This window comes from Actinospica acidithermotolerans (assembly GCF_018139625.1).
GTDB classification, from domain to species: domain Bacteria; phylum Actinomycetota; class Actinomycetes; order Streptomycetales; family Catenulisporaceae; genus Actinospica; species Actinospica acidithermotolerans.
Genome location: NZ_JAGSOH010000091.1, coordinates 1 through 14,582 on the forward strand (window position 1 = coordinate 1; position 14,582 = coordinate 14,582).

Below are 14,582 nucleotides of genomic sequence, written 5' to 3' on the forward strand. Positions count from 1 at the left end.
GTAGCGGGGCTGAGACGGGCGGCTGGGGGCGTCGGAGCGGCTGTCCCCCGGCGAGTACCTGGGCAAGGCTGCCGACGCGTGAGCACCGCCGAGAGCAACGCCGAAGGGGCCCGGGGTCGATGACCCCGGGCCCCTTCGGCGTTGCTCAGTCCATCCGACCGGCGGTCCTGCCGGTCCGGCCCGTGCCCGTCCGGCTAGTTCTTCGCGGTCCGGGCGGGCTCGGCCTCGACCTCGTCGACGTCCGGCTCGACCGCGTCCGCCGCGACCTCGGCCTCGGCCTCAACCTCGGCAGCCGCCGACTGCGCCTGCGGGATCACGGCCGGCGACGGGGCCTCGGTGGCCGCCTTGTCGGCCGCGGAGCCGCCGCGGGAGATCAGCGCGCGCAGGCGCGGCGGCAGGAACGGGCCGTCCACGGTGGAGACCCACAGGTCGCGGAAGCCGAAGTACGTCGCGAGCACCAGCAGCAGGTCGCGCAGGCACACGTCGAGCGTGACGACGATGTGCGCGTGCAGCAGGTCCGTGAACGCGAACGGGAACTCGTACTGCGTGAGCGGCAGGCAGATCAGCACCAGGAGCGAGCTGCGGCGCTGCGTCGTGTCCTTGTAGAGCAGGCAGAAGCCCGCGACGGCGAGCAGCCAGATCAGGTACTGCGGGCTGATCACCCGGCTGACGACGATGAACAGCAGCGTGGTGACGAATGTGGCGTCGGCCATCACGGCCGGCCGCCAGGTCTTGCGCCACCACCAGTAGGCCATCAGCCCGAAGCCGCAGACCAGGGCCAGCAGCGCCACGTAGTACGTCAGGTTGACGACGTAGTAGATCAGACCGTGGCCGTCCGGGGTCACCTGGTACGAGCCGTACACGACCTTCGTCGTGATCACGTGCTCGAGGTGCAGCCGCTTGCCGAGCACGAAGGGGATGCCCCAGATCGACTCGATCTCGATGCCGCGGCTGCCCTGGTTGCCGATGAAGCTGAGTGTGCCCTTGAAGAAGACCGACATCACGGCGATCGAGCCGACGGTCGAGGCGGCGATCGTCGCGATCGCCTGCCAGCCCCGCTTCGAGCGCGGCATGCCGAACACGGCGAAGCCGGGCCAGATCTTGATCGCGGTGCCGAAGCCGATCAGGATTCCGGCGACCCAGCGGCGGTTGTTGAGCTGCCGCCCCTTGGTGCCGTCCGCCATGAGGGCCGGGACGCCCCGGCCGAGCAGCGCCAGCGCGACGACCACGCAGAGCGCCGGGAAGACGTCGTAGCGGCCGTAGACTATCGGGCCGAGCAGCGGGACGCCGACGATCCAGTACCAGGGGCCGGACCAGGTGTCGCGGCGCACAGCGGTCCACACGAGCATCGCGGTGATCACGCAGTCGGCGAGGAAGGTCATCGCCGTGAAGCCGGTCAGGTAGTGCATCCCCAGGGTGTGCGAAAGCCACTCGGGGAAGACCAGGATCGGCGCGAGCAGCGGAGGGTACTGCCACTCCGTGTCGTGCGGGATCTGCCCGTAGTACAGCGAGTTCGCCGCCCACTTGAGGTAGATGCTGACGTCGCCGACGCTCTCCTTGCCGTACTTGTGCAGGAAGTGCTCGGTCGCCACCAGATAGAGCACGGCCCGGGTCACGAACCAAACGGCCAGCGCCGTGATCACGCGCCGCTTGGTCAACGACAATTTCATCTGGGCCTTCTTCTCCCCGGGGTTCGGCGGCCGGCGCGCTGACGGACCGTCACCGGCTGGCGAGGTACTGCGGACCAGCGGCATCATACGGTTTGCGGCTAAGGTGGGGCCGCCAGCCCAGCGATCTATGACGGAACCGTTCCACGATGTTTATCTTCGTTCCACCATCGGAGACCAAGGCCTTTCCGAGTGACGCCGCCCCGGCCGATCTCGGTTCCCTCGCACTTCCGGAGCTTGCTCCGACCCGCGAGGCGCTGCGCGACGCCCTGGTCCGGCTCTGCCGCGGGCCCGCCGCGAAGGCCCGCGAGGCGCTCGGCCTGAGCGAGGGCCAGTCGGGTGAGTCCGAGCACAACCGCGAGATCGCGAACGCCCCGGCGGCGCCCGCCGCGGACGTGTACACGGGCGTGCTCTACGACGCACTCGATCTGCCTACCCTGCGCCAGCGTGGTGTGATCTTGGACCACGTATTGATCTTCTCGGGCCTGTGGGGCGTGGTCCGCCCCGGCGACCGCATCCCGCACTACCGCTGCTCCGCGGGCGTCAAACTGCCCGGCGCTGGCTCGGTCTCCACGGCGTGGCGCAAGGCCCTGCGCGACCCGCTGGCGGGACACGTGGGCGCGGACCTCGTCGTCGACCTCCGCTCCGGCGCCTACGCCGGCCTGTGGACGCCCGGGGCCAACGCCGTGACGGTCCGCGTACTGCACGAGCGCGAAGTCAACGGCGTCGTGAAGCGCACCGTCGTCTCCCACTTCAACAAGGCGACCAAGGGCCGCCTCGCCCGCTCCCTCCTCGAATCCGGCCAGCGCCCGCGCAAGCCAGAGGAGTTCGCGGAGCTCGTGCGCGGCTTCGGGTACACCGTCGAGCAGGGCCCGGCAGGCACGCGGCCGAACGCGCCGACCGCGCTGGATATCGTGGTGAGCGAGCTTTAGGGCGAGCGGGGACGCCTACCGGAACTTCAAGTGCGACACGTCATTCACGCACCTCACACTCGCCAGGTCGTCCTCGTAGTAGTCGATGACGGTCAGCGACGCCGGCCCCAGCTCCATGCGGTTCACCGCGGACAGCGGCGCGCCGAGCGCCTGGCAGACGAGGGCCTTGATGGGGGTGACGTGGGTGGCGACGAGGATGGTCTGGCGCGGGTAGCTCGCGAGGGCGCGGTCGCGGGCGGCGGCTACGCGGCGGGCGACCGCGGTGAGGGTCTCGCCGCCGGGCGGGGGGACGTCGGGGGACGCCAGGAAGGCCGCCAGCTCGGCGGGGTACTGGGCGTTGGCCTCGCCGAAGGAGAGGCCTTCGAACTTGCCGAAATCGAGTTCGCGGAAGCCGTGCTCTTCCAGGACTTCGAGCCCGGTCAGCTTGGCTACGGCCTCGGCCGTCGCCGTCGTGCGGCGCAGCGGGGAGGCGAGCACGACGTCGATGGGGCCGAACCTGGGGTCGTCCTTGAGCCGGGCCGCGGCGCGGTTGGCCTGCTCGATGCCGTGCGCGGTGAGTTCCGGGTCGCCGACGCCGGCGAAGCGCTTCTCGACGGTGAGCGGGGTGACGCCGTGGCGGAGCAGGAGCAGCCTCGTGGGACGGCCGACGTCGGGTGACCAGGCGACCTTCGCCGTGGCGGAGGCGCCCGTGTCGGGCTTGGTCGGCGTCGTGGACTGCCAGACCTCTCCCCTGACCTCGGCGTCCAGGGCCTCGTTCGCAAGCCTGTCGGCGTGCTGGTTCTGGCTGCGCGGGATCCAGGCGTACGTGACCTGATCGCGCGGCAGGATCGTCCGGACGCGGGCGACGAGGGGCTTGAGGTCCGGGTGCTTGATCTGCCAGTGCCCGGACATCTGCTCGACGACCAGCTTCGAGTCCATCCGCACCTCGACGCGCGCGGTCGGGTCGAGGCCGGCCGCGGCGGCGAGGCCCGCGATCAGGCCGCGGTACTCGGCGACGTTGTTCGTCGCGGTGCCGAGCGCCTCGGCCACCTCGGCGAGCACCTGCCCGTCCTCGGCGTCGCGGACCACGGCGCCGTACGAGGCGGCGCCGGGATTGCCGCGGGAGGCGCCGTCCGCCTCGACGATCAGGGTGCGCATGAGCAGTCCACAGTCGATCCGACCATTCGACGATCCGAAGCCGGGCGCGGGAGCCCGGTCACAACTCCCGCGGCCCGGCCTTCTCCCGAACCACGGCCCTGGGCTACAGCCCGGAGTCCGCGGTGCGCACGAGGATCCGGCGGCACGAGTCGTGGCGCAGGATCGTGTCAGGGGCAGCGGACTTGGCCGCGTTGACCTCGGCGATGTCCAGCTCGATCTGGCACGCCTGGCAGCGCCGGCGCACTATGGCCGCCACGGCGACGCCGTCGTACTGTTCGCGCAGCTTGTCGTAGAGCGCGATCAGCGGGGCCGGGACCTGCTTGGCGACGACCTCGCGCTGGCTGCGCGCGAACTCGACGTCCTTGTCCACGGCCGACTGCTGCTGGGCCAGCGCGTGCGCGGCGCGCTCGCGGTCGGCCTCGACCTCGGTGCGGTCGGCGGCGAGCTTGGCGGTGCGGGCGGCGGAGGCCTCGACCTTCTCCATCACCTCGAGCACGACGTCCTCGAGGTCGGCCTGGCGCTTGCCCAGCGACTCCAGCTCGTGCTGCACGTTCTCCAGGTCCTTGGCGCTTCCGCTGCCCGACTCCAGGATCTTCCGGTCCCGCTCGGCGCGCGCCCGCACCTGGTCGACGTCGGCCTCGGCCTTCGACTGCTCGCGGGCGAGGTCGGAATCCGCCGCGGCGGACACGGCGTGCACGTCGCGGAGCTGGCCGAGCTTGGTCTCCAGCGCCTGCAGCGCGCCGATCTCCGGGAGCGTGCGGCGGCGGTGCGCGAGCTGGTCCAGCTTGGAGTCCAGCGCCTGAAGATCGAGCAGGCGCAGTTGGTCGGCGGGCTCGGCGTTCACGTGGCGGTACTCCTCGGCTTTTCGTCTCTATGTATATGTGGTCCCGCCGGCTCCGGGCCCCGAGGGGCGCGGCTCAGCAGGTGTGCGCGGTCCACGGGTCGGTGACGAGCGTGGACACCCGCGTCTCTACCGTACCGCCTGCCAGCAGACCGGCGGCCACGGAGAGCCAGGGCCATTCGCTCGCGAAGTGCGCGACGTCCACGAGGGCGGGGCCGCCGCCGAACCGCGCGTCCTCCATCGCCTCGGACGCCGGGTGGTGGCGCAGGTCCGCAGTGACGTACGCGTCGACCCCGGCCGCGCGCACGGCGGCGAGCAGTTCGCGGTCGTCGCCCGCTCCCCCGCACACCGCGACGCGGCGGATCGGCCGGTCCGGGTCGCCCGCCGCGCGCACGCCGGAGGCGGTGGCAGGCAGGGCGCGGGCGACGCGCGCGGTGAACGCGGCCAGCGGCTCGGCCTCGGGCAGTTCGCCGTAGCGGCCGAGCCCGAGCCGCCCGGCCGGGTCGCCGGGCAGCGGCAGGATCGGGTCGCCGACGGCCAGTCCGAGCGCCTCGGCGAACGCGTCGGACACTCCCGGACGGGCGACGTCCGCGTTGGTGTGAGCGGTCAGCAACGCGCACCCGCCGCGGATCAGCCGGTGCACGTTGCGGCCCTTGAAGTTCGTGGCGGGCACCCCGTTGACCGCCTTGAGGAGCAGCGGGTGGTGGGTGACGAGCAGCTGCGCGCCCCAGTCGAGCGCCTCGTCGAGCACCGCGTCGACCGGGTCGACGGCGAACAGAACCCGCTCGACCTGCGCCCGCGGGTCCCCGCAGACGAGGCCGACGGCGTCCCAGGGCTGGGCGTGGGCGGGCGGATAGGCGGCGTCCAGGACGGCGAGGACCTCGGCGAGTTCGGGCATGGCGAAGGAGTCTAACGGGCCGGAAAATCTTCGGTTCGCACCAAGCCAGGATGAGGAAAATCTTATTTTTCAGTGCGCAGACGGCTATTTCAGCACCCGCCGCACCGCGCTAACGTGCAAGCGAACCACCGTTCACCGGGCTCTGACTCCCACTCGGGGCCCAGCAGCCCACCGGTGTCGCTCCCTTCTGTTCCGCCTACCCACAGGAATGGATCGTGAAAGTAAACCTTCGTATACTCGGCATGCTCGCCGCCCCGCTCCCGATCTTCGCGCTCGCCGTCCCCGCGGCCAGCGCGTCGGTCACCTCCGGCCGCGTGGTCATCGCGGACTCGGCGGCGGCGGACATCGCCGGCACCCACGCCACCCGCACCGGCGCCGTCTCCTCGTCCCAGAAGGTCGGCCTGGAGATCAGCCTCAACCTGCGCAACCAGGCCGGCCTGGACGCGTTCATCAAGGCCGTCTCCGACCCGAGGTCGGCGTCGTACAAGCACTACCTGACGGTCAAGCAGTTCGTCGCGCGGTACGCGCCGACGCAGGCGCAGATCGACCAGGTCACCTCGTACCTCAAGTCCGAGGGCCTCTCGGTCGGCGCCCTGACCGGCAACCACCTGACGATCGCGGCCTCCGGCACGGCGGCGCAGGTCGAGAAGGCGTTCAACGTCTCGATCGGCACCTACAAGACCTCCACCCAGTCCTTCTACGCGAACTCCGCTGCGCCCTCGCTGCCGGCCAGCATCGCGTCGGTGGTCAGCGGTGTGGCGGGCCTGAACACCGAGGCGCTGCACGTCTCGCTGGCGCACAAGGAGTCCACCTCCGCCGCGGTGACCTCGCACGCGGGCACGACGATGACGCCGACGACGGCGCGTGAGGCCTACAACCTCACCACCGACATCACGACGGACAGCTACAACGGCTCCGGCAAGACGATCGCGCTCGCCGAGTTCTCCGCGTACGCCGCGTCGGACGTCGCCAAGTACAACACCACCTACAGCCTGGGCGTCACCGCGGCCAGCGTGGTGAAGGTGGACGGCGGCACGACCGACACCTCCGGCGAGGACGAGGACGAGCTCGACATCGAGGTCGACTACGCGCTCGCGCCGAAGTCCACCATCAAGGTGTACGAGGCGCCGAACTCCGACGCCGGCGAGGTCGCCCTCTACTCGGCGCTGGCCAGCGCGGACACCACCGCGGTCTCCAGCAGCTGGGGCGAGCCGGAGACGGAGGAGAACAACCTGTCCTCCGACGACGCCGACTTCAAGGAGATGGCGGCCCAGGGCCAGTCGATGTTCGCGGCCTCCGGCGACTCGGGCGCCGACGACAACGGCTCGAGCCTGTCGGTCGACTACCCGGCCTCCGACCCGTACGTCTCCGGCGTGGGCGGCACCGACGTGACCGTCTCCTCCGGCGCCTGGTCCAGCGAGACCGCGTGGTCGGACAGCGGCGGCGGCATCTCGGTCGAGTGGGCCACGCCGTCCTACCAGACGGCGGTGAACTCGGGCTCCTACCGCGACGTGCCGGACGTCGCCGCTGCCGGCGCCGAGGCCAGCCCCTGGTACATCTACACCGAGGGCGGCTGGTACGACGTGTGGGGCACCAGTGCCGCCGCGCCGAACTGGGCCGCGTTCATCGCCGACTACGACACGGCGGCCACCAGCCTCGGCGGTTCCAAGTTCGGGTACGTGAACTCGTTCATCTACCCGATCGGCGAGGGCTCGCTCTACAGCACGGTCATGCACGACGTGACGAGCGGCAGCAACGGCGGCTACAGCGCGGGCACCGGCTACGACAAGGTGTCCGGCTGGGGCTCGTACAACGGCGGCAAGTTCATCTCGAACGAGCTCTGAGCCGTCACGGCGGTAGATCCGCCTGATCGATGAACGGCAAGGGCGGGTGCGGCTCGAGGGAGCCGCACCCGCCCGCGTCGTGTCGGAACCGCGGTACTGCTTAGAAGGCCCGGCCCCCGAGGCGCGCGACGCCCTCTTCGGAGATCTTCTTGAGGCGGAACGCGAAGAAGATCAGCACGACGCCGACGATGGCGCGCAGGCCGTAGTACAGCATCAGCTCGTGGTCGTGGTTGACCGCGTCCTGGATCGAGCTCAGGTCGTTGTTGCTCGTGGTCGCCTGCAGGAAGACCGAGAGCAGGATCGAGACCAGCCAGGTGGCGCGGAAGTACACGTAGCCGGCCCGGTTGAAGACCGCCTTGCGGGCGCCGACCGATCCGAGGGTCCGGTTGAGCGAGCGCTGCCAGACGCCGATCGCGATCAGCGTGCCGAGGAAGACGATGAGCGCGAGCACCGAGACCGTGGCGATCGCGTTGTCATCGCTCTGCGCCTGGTTGACCTGGTCCTGGGTGATGTTGTTGACGTCCAGCGAGTTCGCGAAGGAGATCTCGTTGTTGATGACGAAGACCTCGATCAGGCTCACCAGGACGTAGAGCACGCCGAGCGCCATCACCACGATCGGCAGCGTCTTGTTCAGCGGCGCGACCGGCGCGAACGCCGGCTGCGGCGCGGCGCCGGGGATGCCGGCCCCGGCGGTGCCCACCCCGCCCTGGGGCAGCGCCCAGGGATCTATCTCTGACATCTGTTCCCTCCCGTTCATGAAAACCAAAGGCCTCAATGTTGGGGCAGGGCGGGGCGGACGTCAATGGGTTACGCAGCGGCCTTCTTCGTCCGAACCAGGAACGGGATCACAGCCGCGGCGAGGCCCAGCACACCGCACACCAGGAACGCGATTCGGTACGCGTCGGCGGTCGGCACGGAGGTCCCGGCGAGCTCGGTGTGGGCGAGCAGCGCGGCGCTGATCGTCTTCGAGCTCAGAATCACCCCGGCCACCGCCGTGCCCACCGCGCCGCCGACCGTGCGGAGCACGGCGTTGACGCTGTTGGCGATCCCGGCCTGCTCCGGCGGGACGGCGCCGTTGATGTAGGCGGGCATCGCGGCGTACGCGAGGCCGATGCCGAGGCCCATCACTCCGGAGGCCGCGTACACGTCGGCCTGGCTGCCGTGCTGGAAGCCGAGGAAGAGCAGCGCCGCGCCGGCGAGCAGGCCGCCGAGCGCCATGGGCAGGCGCGGGCCGGTGGCCCGGATCATCCGGGCGCCGATCGGGGCGCCGAGGAAGGAGCCGACCGCGGAGGGCAGCAGCAGGATGCCGGAGTGCAGGATGCTCGCGCCGAAGCCGTAGCCGAGCAGGCTCGGGGTCTGGGTGAAGTCGGCGAGCATGGTGAACGAGGCGTACATGACGAAGCCGACGCAGAAGCCGGAGACGTTCGGCACGGCGACCGCGGGCTTGGCCAGCACCCTGACGTCGACCAGCGGGTGCTCGGTGCGCAGCTCGACGAAGATCCACAGCAGCAGGCCGACCACGGCGCCGGCGAACAGGCCGATGACGGCGGCCGAGCCCCAGCCCCAGGTCTCGCCCTCGGAGAGCGCGAGGAGCAGGGCGCTGAGCCAGACGCCGAGCAGCGTGGTGCCGAGCGGGTCCATCGTGCCGTTGCGGTCCTCCACCGGATCGTGCTTGATCGCGGCGAGCACGGCGACCAGCGCGACGACGCCGAGGATCAGGCCCATCAGGAAGACCTTCTGATAGCTCCAGTGCTGCATCAGCCAGCCGGTCGCGACCATGGCCAGTCCTGAGCCGACGCCGAGCGAGGCGGAGACCAGGGAGACGGCGCCGGTGACCTTCTCGCGCGGCAGCTCGTCCCGGATGACGGCGATGGCCAGCGGCAGGATGCCGCCGCCGAGGCCCTGCAGCACCCGCGCCACCAGCAGGACCGTCCAGCTGTGCACGGAGAAGGCGAGCGCCGAGCCGACCACCAGGCCGGCGACCGAGAGCACGAGCACCCACTTGCGCCCGTACAGGTCGCCCATCCGGCCGAGCAGCGGGGTGAGCACGGCGGCGGCCAGCAGGTTCGCCGTCATCACCCAGGAGACGGTCGCGGTCGTGAGCTGGTACGCCGTGGCGAGCGTCGGGAGGATCGGCACCACCGAGGTCTGCACGACGGTGAAGGCCAGCATCGCCAGCACCAGCGCGGTCAGGACGAGGCCGGGCTTGGCTCCCCGCACGGGCTCGGCCGCTGCGGCCGGCGCCTCGCGGCGCTCGGGCACGGTCGCTGTCATCTTCGTTCCTTCGGTTCAGGTCTGTTGCTTCAGCAACAATAAGGTTCAGTAGCTGAAGTAAGCCTAGGCGCGCGATGCGCAGGCCGTCAAATATTTCAGCCGCTTAACCTTTGAGCTACCCTGGAGCCATGACCCGCCGCGACCCGCTCGACCTCGAGGTGATCACCGCCCTCGGGGAGCTGACCACGCGCTTCTTCGGGGACTACGACGCCGCCGCCGGAGCGCACGGCCTGTCCGGCGCGCAGGCCCGGCTGCTCGCCCTGGTGGTAACCGAGCCGCGACCGATGAGCAGGCTGGCCACCGGGCTGCGCTGCGAGCCCTCGAACGTGACCGGGCTGGTCGACCGGCTCGAGTCGCGCGGCCTGGTCGAGCGGCGCATCGATCCGCAGGACCGCCGGGTCAAGCTGATCGCGCCGACCGAGGCGGGCAGCGAACTCTCGGCGCGGGTCTGGGCCGACCTGAACTTCGCCGCGGAGCCGCTGCGCGGCCTCGAGCAGCCGGAGCGGATCCAGCTGCGCGACCTGCTCAGGAAGATGCGCGGCAGCAGGGCCGAGTGAGCGAGGGCCGACGCCTGAACGGGTCAACCGCGCCTGCCGAACGGGCCAATCGCGGTTTTCCGGTCCGGCGGCACTGGAAGGTGACGGTCGTTCAGAGTCCCGGGACGGCTTCTCCGGCGGCCGCCGAGACGTCCAGGCCGCACACCTGGGCCAGCACGCGTCCCCCGCTCCCCCGCGCGATCCGCCCGGGAGCGGGGGTTCGCGCGTTCCGGGGCCGCCGCATCACACCGACGGGTGATCCGCGGCGCCCGCGCAGGCTCCCGGCCCGGCTAGTTACCGGCTGGTAGTATCTGCGAACGATAGGATCGGCGGGCATGAGGGCCGCCGCGTGGCGCGCCGGAGGGCGACAGATCACAAGGAGCCGGGCGTGACACGAGGTGCCGCGTTCGACGGGGACGCGCTGCGGATCGCGCTGCTCTGCTACCGCGGGAATCCGTACTCGGGCGGCCAGGGCGTCTACACCAGGAACCTCTCCCGCGAGCTCGTCGCGCTCGGCCACACCGTCGAGGTCTTCGCCGGGCAGCCCTACCCCGTGCTGGACGAGGGCGTGCGCTTCACGCCGGTCCCCAGCCTCGACCTCTACCGCGAGCCCGACCCCTTCCGCACCCCGAGGCTGGGCGAGTACCGCGACCTGATCGACCTGATCGAGGTCGGCACGATGTGGACCGCCGGCTTCCCCGAGCCGAACACCTTCTCGCTGCGCGCCGCCCGGCTGCTGGCGCGCCGCCGCACCGAGTTCGACCTCGTGCACGACAACCAGTGCCTGGGCTACGGCCTGCTGCGGCTGCCCCGGCTCGGCCTGCCGACCATCGCCACCATCCACCACCCGATCCAGGTCGACCGCGCGCTCGACCTCGCGGCGGCCACCGGCCTCAAGCGGATCAGCACCCGCCGCTGGTACGGCTTCACCCGGATGCAGGGCCGGGTCGCGCGGCGGCTGCCCGAGGTCATCACCGTCTCCTCCAGCTCGGCGGCGCAGATCAGCGAGCACTACGGGGTGCTCCCCTCGCGGATCAGCACGATCCCGATAGGCACGGACGTGCAGCGCTTCAGCCCGGATCCCGCGGTGCCGAAGGTGCCGGGCCGGATCGTGACCACCGCCAGCGCCGACTCCCCGCTCAAGGGCCTCGGCGTGCTGATCGACGCGTTCGCGAAGGTGTGCGCCGACCACGAGCACGCCGAGCTGACCGTGATCGGCAAGCCCAAGCCGGGCGGCGCGGTCGAGCAGGCGATCGAGCGCTACGGGCTGGCCGGCCGGGTCAGCTTCGTGTCCGGGCTGAGCGAGCAGGAGCTCGTCGACACGCTGCGCTCGGCCGAGGTCGCCTGCGTGCCCTCGCTCTACGAGGGCTTCTCGCTGCCGTCGGTCGAGGCGATGGCGGTCGGGCTGCCGCTGGTCTCGACGACCGGCGGCGCGATCCCCGAGGTCGCCGGAGCCCACGGGGAGACCACGCTCGCGGTCCCGCCCGGCGACGCGGAGGCGCTGGCCGTGGCCCTCTCGAAGCTGCTCGGCGACCCGGACCTGCGCGTGGTGCTGGGCGCGGCGGCCCGGGACCGCGCCGTCGCCCGGTTCACCTGGCGGGCCGCGGCCGTCGCGACCGCCGAGCGCTACCGCGCCACGCTGGAGATGGCACGCTGAAGATGGAGAAGGCATGCTGACCGTCGACTTCGACCGCTTCCCGATCGTCCCCGGCGAGCGGGTGCTCGATCTCGGGGCGGGCGCGGGCCGGCACTCGTTCGCGCTGCTGCGCCGGGGGGCGCACGTCGTCGCGCTCGACTACTCGATGTCGGAGATGGAGTCGGTGAACGGCATGTTCGCGGCGATGCGCGAGGCCGGCGAGGTGCCCGGGGACGCGGTCGCGCTCGCGGTGCGCGGCGACGCGTACCGGCTGCCCTTCCCGGACGCCAGCTTCGACAAGGTGGTGGCGGCCGAGGTCCTCGAGCACCTGCCGGACGACGCGCGGGCCTTCGCGGAGCTCGAGCGGGTCCTGAAGCCCGGCGGCAAGCTCGCGGTGACCGTGCCGCGCTGGTTCCCCGAGCAGGTCTGCTGGGCGCTGTCCGACGCGTACCACGAGGTCGAGGGCGGCCACGTGCGCATCTACAAGCGCTCGCAGATCATGCAGCGGCTGCGCGAGGTGAAGCTGGCCCCCTACGGCTCCCACCACGCGCACGCGCTGCACTCGCCGTACTGGTGGCTCAAGTGCGCGGTCGGCGTGGACAACGACTCCTCGAAGCTCGTGCAGACGTATCACAAGATGCTGGTCTGGGACATCATGAAGGGCCCGAAGACGACGCGCATCGGCGAGACGGTGCTCAACCCGATACTCGGCAAGAGCCTGGTCGTCTACGCGAACAAGCGCCGATGAGCGAGCTCGCGAGCTCATCCACGAGCATGGTGCGCCCGCCGACGCAGGCGAGCGATGCCCGCAGCCTCTCCGGCGGCGCGATCCTGGCGGGCGCCGGGGTCCTGGAGCTCCCGCTGATCGAGCGCACGGCCGCCGGGATCGCGGCGATCCAGCGGCCCGACGGCTCGATCCCGTGGTTCCACGGCGACAAGACCGACCCCTGGGACCACGTCGAGTCGGCGATGGCGCTGGACGCGGCCGGCCGGCCCGCCGCGGCGGAGGCGGCGTACCGCTGGCTGGCGGACCGTCAGAACTCGGACGGGTCCTGGTACGCGAACTACACGGACACGCCGGAGGGCGCTGCCGAGCCGTCGGACAAGACGAAGGACGCCAACTTCACCGCGTACATCGCGGTCGGCGTCTACCACCACTGGCTGATCACCGGCGACGACGCGTTCCTGGACGCGCTCTGGCCGAGCGTGTCCCAGGCGGTCGAGTTCGTACTAGGCCTGCAGCGCGCGGACGGCGCGATCCGCTGGAACCCCGACTCGGACGAGGCGCTGCTGACCGGCTGCAGTTCGATGTACCAGGCACTGCGCTGCGCGGTCGCGATCGCCGAGCGGATGTGCGAGCCGCGTCCGGCGTCGGAGTGGACCGACGCGGCGCTGCGTCTCGGCCGCGCGGTCGCGTCCGCCGGGGGCTTCGGCGGCCAGCCTTCCTCGGGCGTGTTCGCCGAGAAGGCCCGCTACTCGATGGACTGGTACTACCCGATCCTCGGCACGGCCTTGCGCGGCGCGGCGGCGCGGGCGCGCCTCGACGCCGGCTGGGAGCGGTTCGTGGTGCCGGGCCTCGGGACCCGCTGCGTGGACGACAGGCCCTGGGTGACCGGAGGTGAGACCTTCGAACTCTGCATCGCCCTCTGGGCCGCGGGACGCCCCGATCACGCGCGCCGGCTGCTGACGGACGCCGGCCACCTGCGCGACCCGGACGGCCTCTACTGGACCGGATACGTGTACGCCGACAACGCGATCTGGCCGGAGGAGAAGACCTCGTGGACGGCGGGCTCGCTGCTGCTCGCCCTCGCCGTGCTCGGCGGCGAGCCGGCGACCCGCACGGTGTTCGGCGGCGAGGACCTGCCCGCCGGGCCGATCGCCGCAGGCAGGCGCGAGGCGACGCCCCGGATCGGCGAACCGACGCCCGCGGGCAGTCGTTAACGGGATCGGCGTGCTGAGAGCATTTTGAACTGCTTGAGCGCGTGAAGCGTGTCCTCGGGTGTGAGCGCATCCACCGAGATACGGTCCATCACCCTGGCGTACTGCTCGACGTCCTCGGGACGGTCGAGGTATTGAGCGCCCGTCAGGTGCTCGAGGTAGACGACGTCGGGCAGCTCCTGCTCGGCGAACCGCAGCATCGCGAAGGCCCCGCCCTCGGCCGCGTGCGCGCCGACCGAGAAGGGCAGCAGCTGGATCGTGATGTTCGGCTGGTCGGCCTTCTCGATCAGGTACTCGATCTGCGGCACCATCGACTCCACGCCGCCCATCGGCCGGCGCAGCGCCGCCTCGTCCAGCACGGCCCAGAACACCGGCGCGCCGGGGCGGTTGAGCACGTCCTGGCGGCGCACCCGCACCTCCACGCGGCGCTCCACCTCGTCCTGGCTCAGGCTGCGGTTGGCGCGCACGACGGAGCGCACGTACTCAGGGCACTGCAGCAGGCCGGGGATGTACTGCACCTCGTACGTGCGCACGATCGAGGCGGCGGTCTCCAGGCCGACGAAGGCCTCGAACCAGTTGGGCAGCGATTCGCTGTAGGTGTGCCACCAGCCGAGCGTGTTCGCCTCGTTGACGAGGTTGAGGATCTGCTCGCGCTCCTTGGCCTCGGTCACCCCGTAGAGGGTCAGCAGATCCGCGACGTCGCGCTCCTTGAAGGAGACCTTGCCCGTCTCCATCCGGCTGATCTTCGACTCGGTGCCGCGGATGTGGTAGCCGGCCTCCTTCATGGAGACGCTCCCGGCCTCGCGCAGCTTGCGCAGCACGGTCCCGAGCAGGATCCGGCGCACGGTGGAACTGTCGCCCGCGCCATCCATGCCTGGT

The 14,582-nt window shown here is 71.1% G+C and carries 13 protein-coding genes; 6 read left to right on the plus strand and 7 right to left on the minus strand.

Annotated features, from left to right (window positions below):
* Nucleotides 1–194: 194 nt before the first annotated feature.
* Nucleotides 195–1,670 (minus strand): glycosyltransferase 87 family protein, encoded by a 1,476-nt coding sequence (locus KDK95_RS24920; RefSeq protein WP_212520710.1) that lies wholly within the window; start codon nt 1,668–1,670, stop codon nt 195–197.
* A 146-nt stretch (nt 1,671–1,816) separates the two neighbouring features.
* On the opposite strand from KDK95_RS24920, the gene KDK95_RS24925 reads away from it, so the two are divergent.
* Nucleotides 1,817–2,599: a YaaA family protein gene (locus KDK95_RS24925; RefSeq protein ID WP_212520711.1), complete on the plus strand. Its 783-nt coding sequence runs from the start codon at nt 1,817–1,819 to the stop codon at nt 2,597–2,599.
* A gap of 15 nt (nt 2,600–2,614) precedes the next feature.
* Here KDK95_RS24925 and KDK95_RS24930 read toward each other — a convergent pair whose 3' ends face one another.
* The 3 genes from KDK95_RS24930 to KDK95_RS24940 all read right to left on the minus strand — a co-directional run bounded on the left by KDK95_RS24930 (nt 2,615) and on the right by KDK95_RS24940 (nt 5,475).
* Nucleotides 2,615–3,736, minus strand: coding sequence for a bifunctional RNase H/acid phosphatase (locus KDK95_RS24930; protein WP_212520712.1), 1,122 nt, complete (start codon nt 3,734–3,736; stop codon nt 2,615–2,617).
* A 103-nt stretch (nt 3,737–3,839) separates the two neighbouring features.
* The gene (locus KDK95_RS37880; RefSeq protein ID WP_212520713.1) at nt 3,840–4,580 is read right to left on the minus strand and encodes a zinc ribbon domain-containing protein; all 741 of its coding nucleotides are present in this window, start codon (nt 4,578–4,580) and stop codon (nt 3,840–3,842) included.
* 73 nt (nt 4,581–4,653) lie between these two features.
* On the minus strand, nt 4,654–5,475 hold the full coding sequence (locus KDK95_RS24940) for a Nif3-like dinuclear metal center hexameric protein (protein ID WP_212520714.1): 822 nt from the start codon (nt 5,473–5,475) through the stop codon (nt 4,654–4,656).
* A 242-nt stretch (nt 5,476–5,717) separates the two neighbouring features.
* Between KDK95_RS24940 and KDK95_RS24945 the strand changes: the two genes are divergently transcribed.
* Entirely contained in the window at nt 5,718–7,319 is a 1,602-nt protein-coding gene (locus tag KDK95_RS24945; RefSeq protein ID WP_212520715.1) for a S53 family peptidase, read from the plus strand.
* A 100-nt stretch (nt 7,320–7,419) separates the two neighbouring features.
* Here KDK95_RS24945 and KDK95_RS24950 read toward each other — a convergent pair whose 3' ends face one another.
* Together KDK95_RS24950 and KDK95_RS24955 are read right to left on the minus strand one after the other, a co-directional pair.
* Nucleotides 7,420–8,058 carry a hypothetical protein gene (locus KDK95_RS24950; protein ID WP_212520716.1) on the minus strand — a complete coding sequence of 213 codons (639 nt, stop codon included), beginning with the start codon at nt 8,056–8,058 and terminating at the stop codon, nt 7,420–7,422.
* A 68-nt stretch (nt 8,059–8,126) separates the two neighbouring features.
* A complete protein-coding gene (locus KDK95_RS24955) occupies nt 8,127–9,593 on the minus strand; it encodes an MFS transporter (protein ID WP_212520717.1) in 1,467 nt (488 codons plus the stop codon).
* A gap of 128 nt (nt 9,594–9,721) precedes the next feature.
* Between KDK95_RS24955 and KDK95_RS24960 the strand changes: the two genes are divergently transcribed.
* The 4 genes from KDK95_RS24960 (at nt 9,722) to KDK95_RS24975 (ending at nt 13,706) form a co-directional block, all read left to right on the plus strand.
* Nucleotides 9,722–10,150: a MarR family winged helix-turn-helix transcriptional regulator gene (locus KDK95_RS24960; protein ID WP_212520718.1), complete on the plus strand. Its 429-nt coding sequence runs from the start codon at nt 9,722–9,724 to the stop codon at nt 10,148–10,150.
* A gap of 367 nt (nt 10,151–10,517) precedes the next feature.
* Nucleotides 10,518–11,786: a glycosyltransferase family 4 protein gene (locus tag KDK95_RS24965; protein WP_307844637.1), complete on the plus strand. Its 1,269-nt coding sequence runs from the start codon at nt 10,518–10,520 to the stop codon at nt 11,784–11,786.
* Nucleotides 11,787–11,799: 13 nt separating this feature from the next.
* On the plus strand, nt 11,800–12,513 hold the full coding sequence (locus tag KDK95_RS24970) for a class I SAM-dependent methyltransferase (protein WP_212520719.1): 714 nt from the start codon (nt 11,800–11,802) through the stop codon (nt 12,511–12,513).
* Complete coding sequence (locus KDK95_RS24975) at nt 12,510–13,706, plus strand: prenyltransferase/squalene oxidase repeat-containing protein (RefSeq protein ID WP_249161850.1); 1,197 nt, start codon at nt 12,510–12,512, stop codon at nt 13,704–13,706. Before KDK95_RS24970 ends, KDK95_RS24975 begins: the two co-directional genes overlap by 4 nt.
* Here KDK95_RS24975 and KDK95_RS24980 read toward each other — a convergent pair.
* On the minus strand, nt 13,703–14,575 hold the full coding sequence (locus KDK95_RS24980; protein WP_212520720.1) for a Sco1979 family transcriptional regulator: 873 nt from the start codon (nt 14,573–14,575) through the stop codon (nt 13,703–13,705). The genes KDK95_RS24975 and KDK95_RS24980 overlap by 4 nt on opposite strands.
* Between the last annotated feature and the right edge of the window lie 7 nt (nt 14,576–14,582).

Excerpts from the sequence above, each read along its gene's own strand:
- KDK95_RS24920 (WP_212520710.1), bottom strand. The coding sequence starts at position 1,670 with ATGAAATTGTCGTTGACCAAGCGGCGCGTGATCACGGCGCTGGCCGTT.
- KDK95_RS24925 (WP_212520711.1), top strand. The coding sequence starts at position 1,817 with ATGTTTATCTTCGTTCCACCATCGGAGACCAAGGCCTTTCCGAGTGAC.
- KDK95_RS24930 (WP_212520712.1), bottom strand. The coding sequence starts at position 3,736 with ATGCGCACCCTGATCGTCGAGGCGGACGGCGCCTCCCGCGGCAATCCC.
- KDK95_RS24940 (WP_212520714.1), bottom strand. The coding sequence starts at position 5,475 with ATGCCCGAACTCGCCGAGGTCCTCGCCGTCCTGGACGCCGCCTATCCG.
- KDK95_RS24945 (WP_212520715.1), top strand. The coding sequence starts at position 5,718 with ATGCTCGCCGCCCCGCTCCCGATCTTCGCGCTCGCCGTCCCCGCGGCC.
- KDK95_RS24950 (WP_212520716.1), bottom strand. The coding sequence starts at position 8,058 with ATGTCAGAGATAGATCCCTGGGCGCTGCCCCAGGGCGGGGTGGGCACC.
- KDK95_RS24955 (WP_212520717.1), bottom strand. The coding sequence starts at position 9,593 with ATGACAGCGACCGTGCCCGAGCGCCGCGAGGCGCCGGCCGCAGCGGCC.
- KDK95_RS24960 (WP_212520718.1), top strand. The coding sequence starts at position 9,722 with ATGACCCGCCGCGACCCGCTCGACCTCGAGGTGATCACCGCCCTCGGG.
- KDK95_RS24970 (WP_212520719.1), top strand. The coding sequence starts at position 11,800 with ATGCTGACCGTCGACTTCGACCGCTTCCCGATCGTCCCCGGCGAGCGG.
- KDK95_RS24975 (WP_249161850.1), top strand. The coding sequence starts at position 12,510 with ATGAGCGAGCTCGCGAGCTCATCCACGAGCATGGTGCGCCCGCCGACG.
- KDK95_RS24980 (WP_212520720.1), bottom strand. The coding sequence starts at position 14,575 with ATGGATGGCGCGGGCGACAGTTCCACCGTGCGCCGGATCCTGCTCGGG.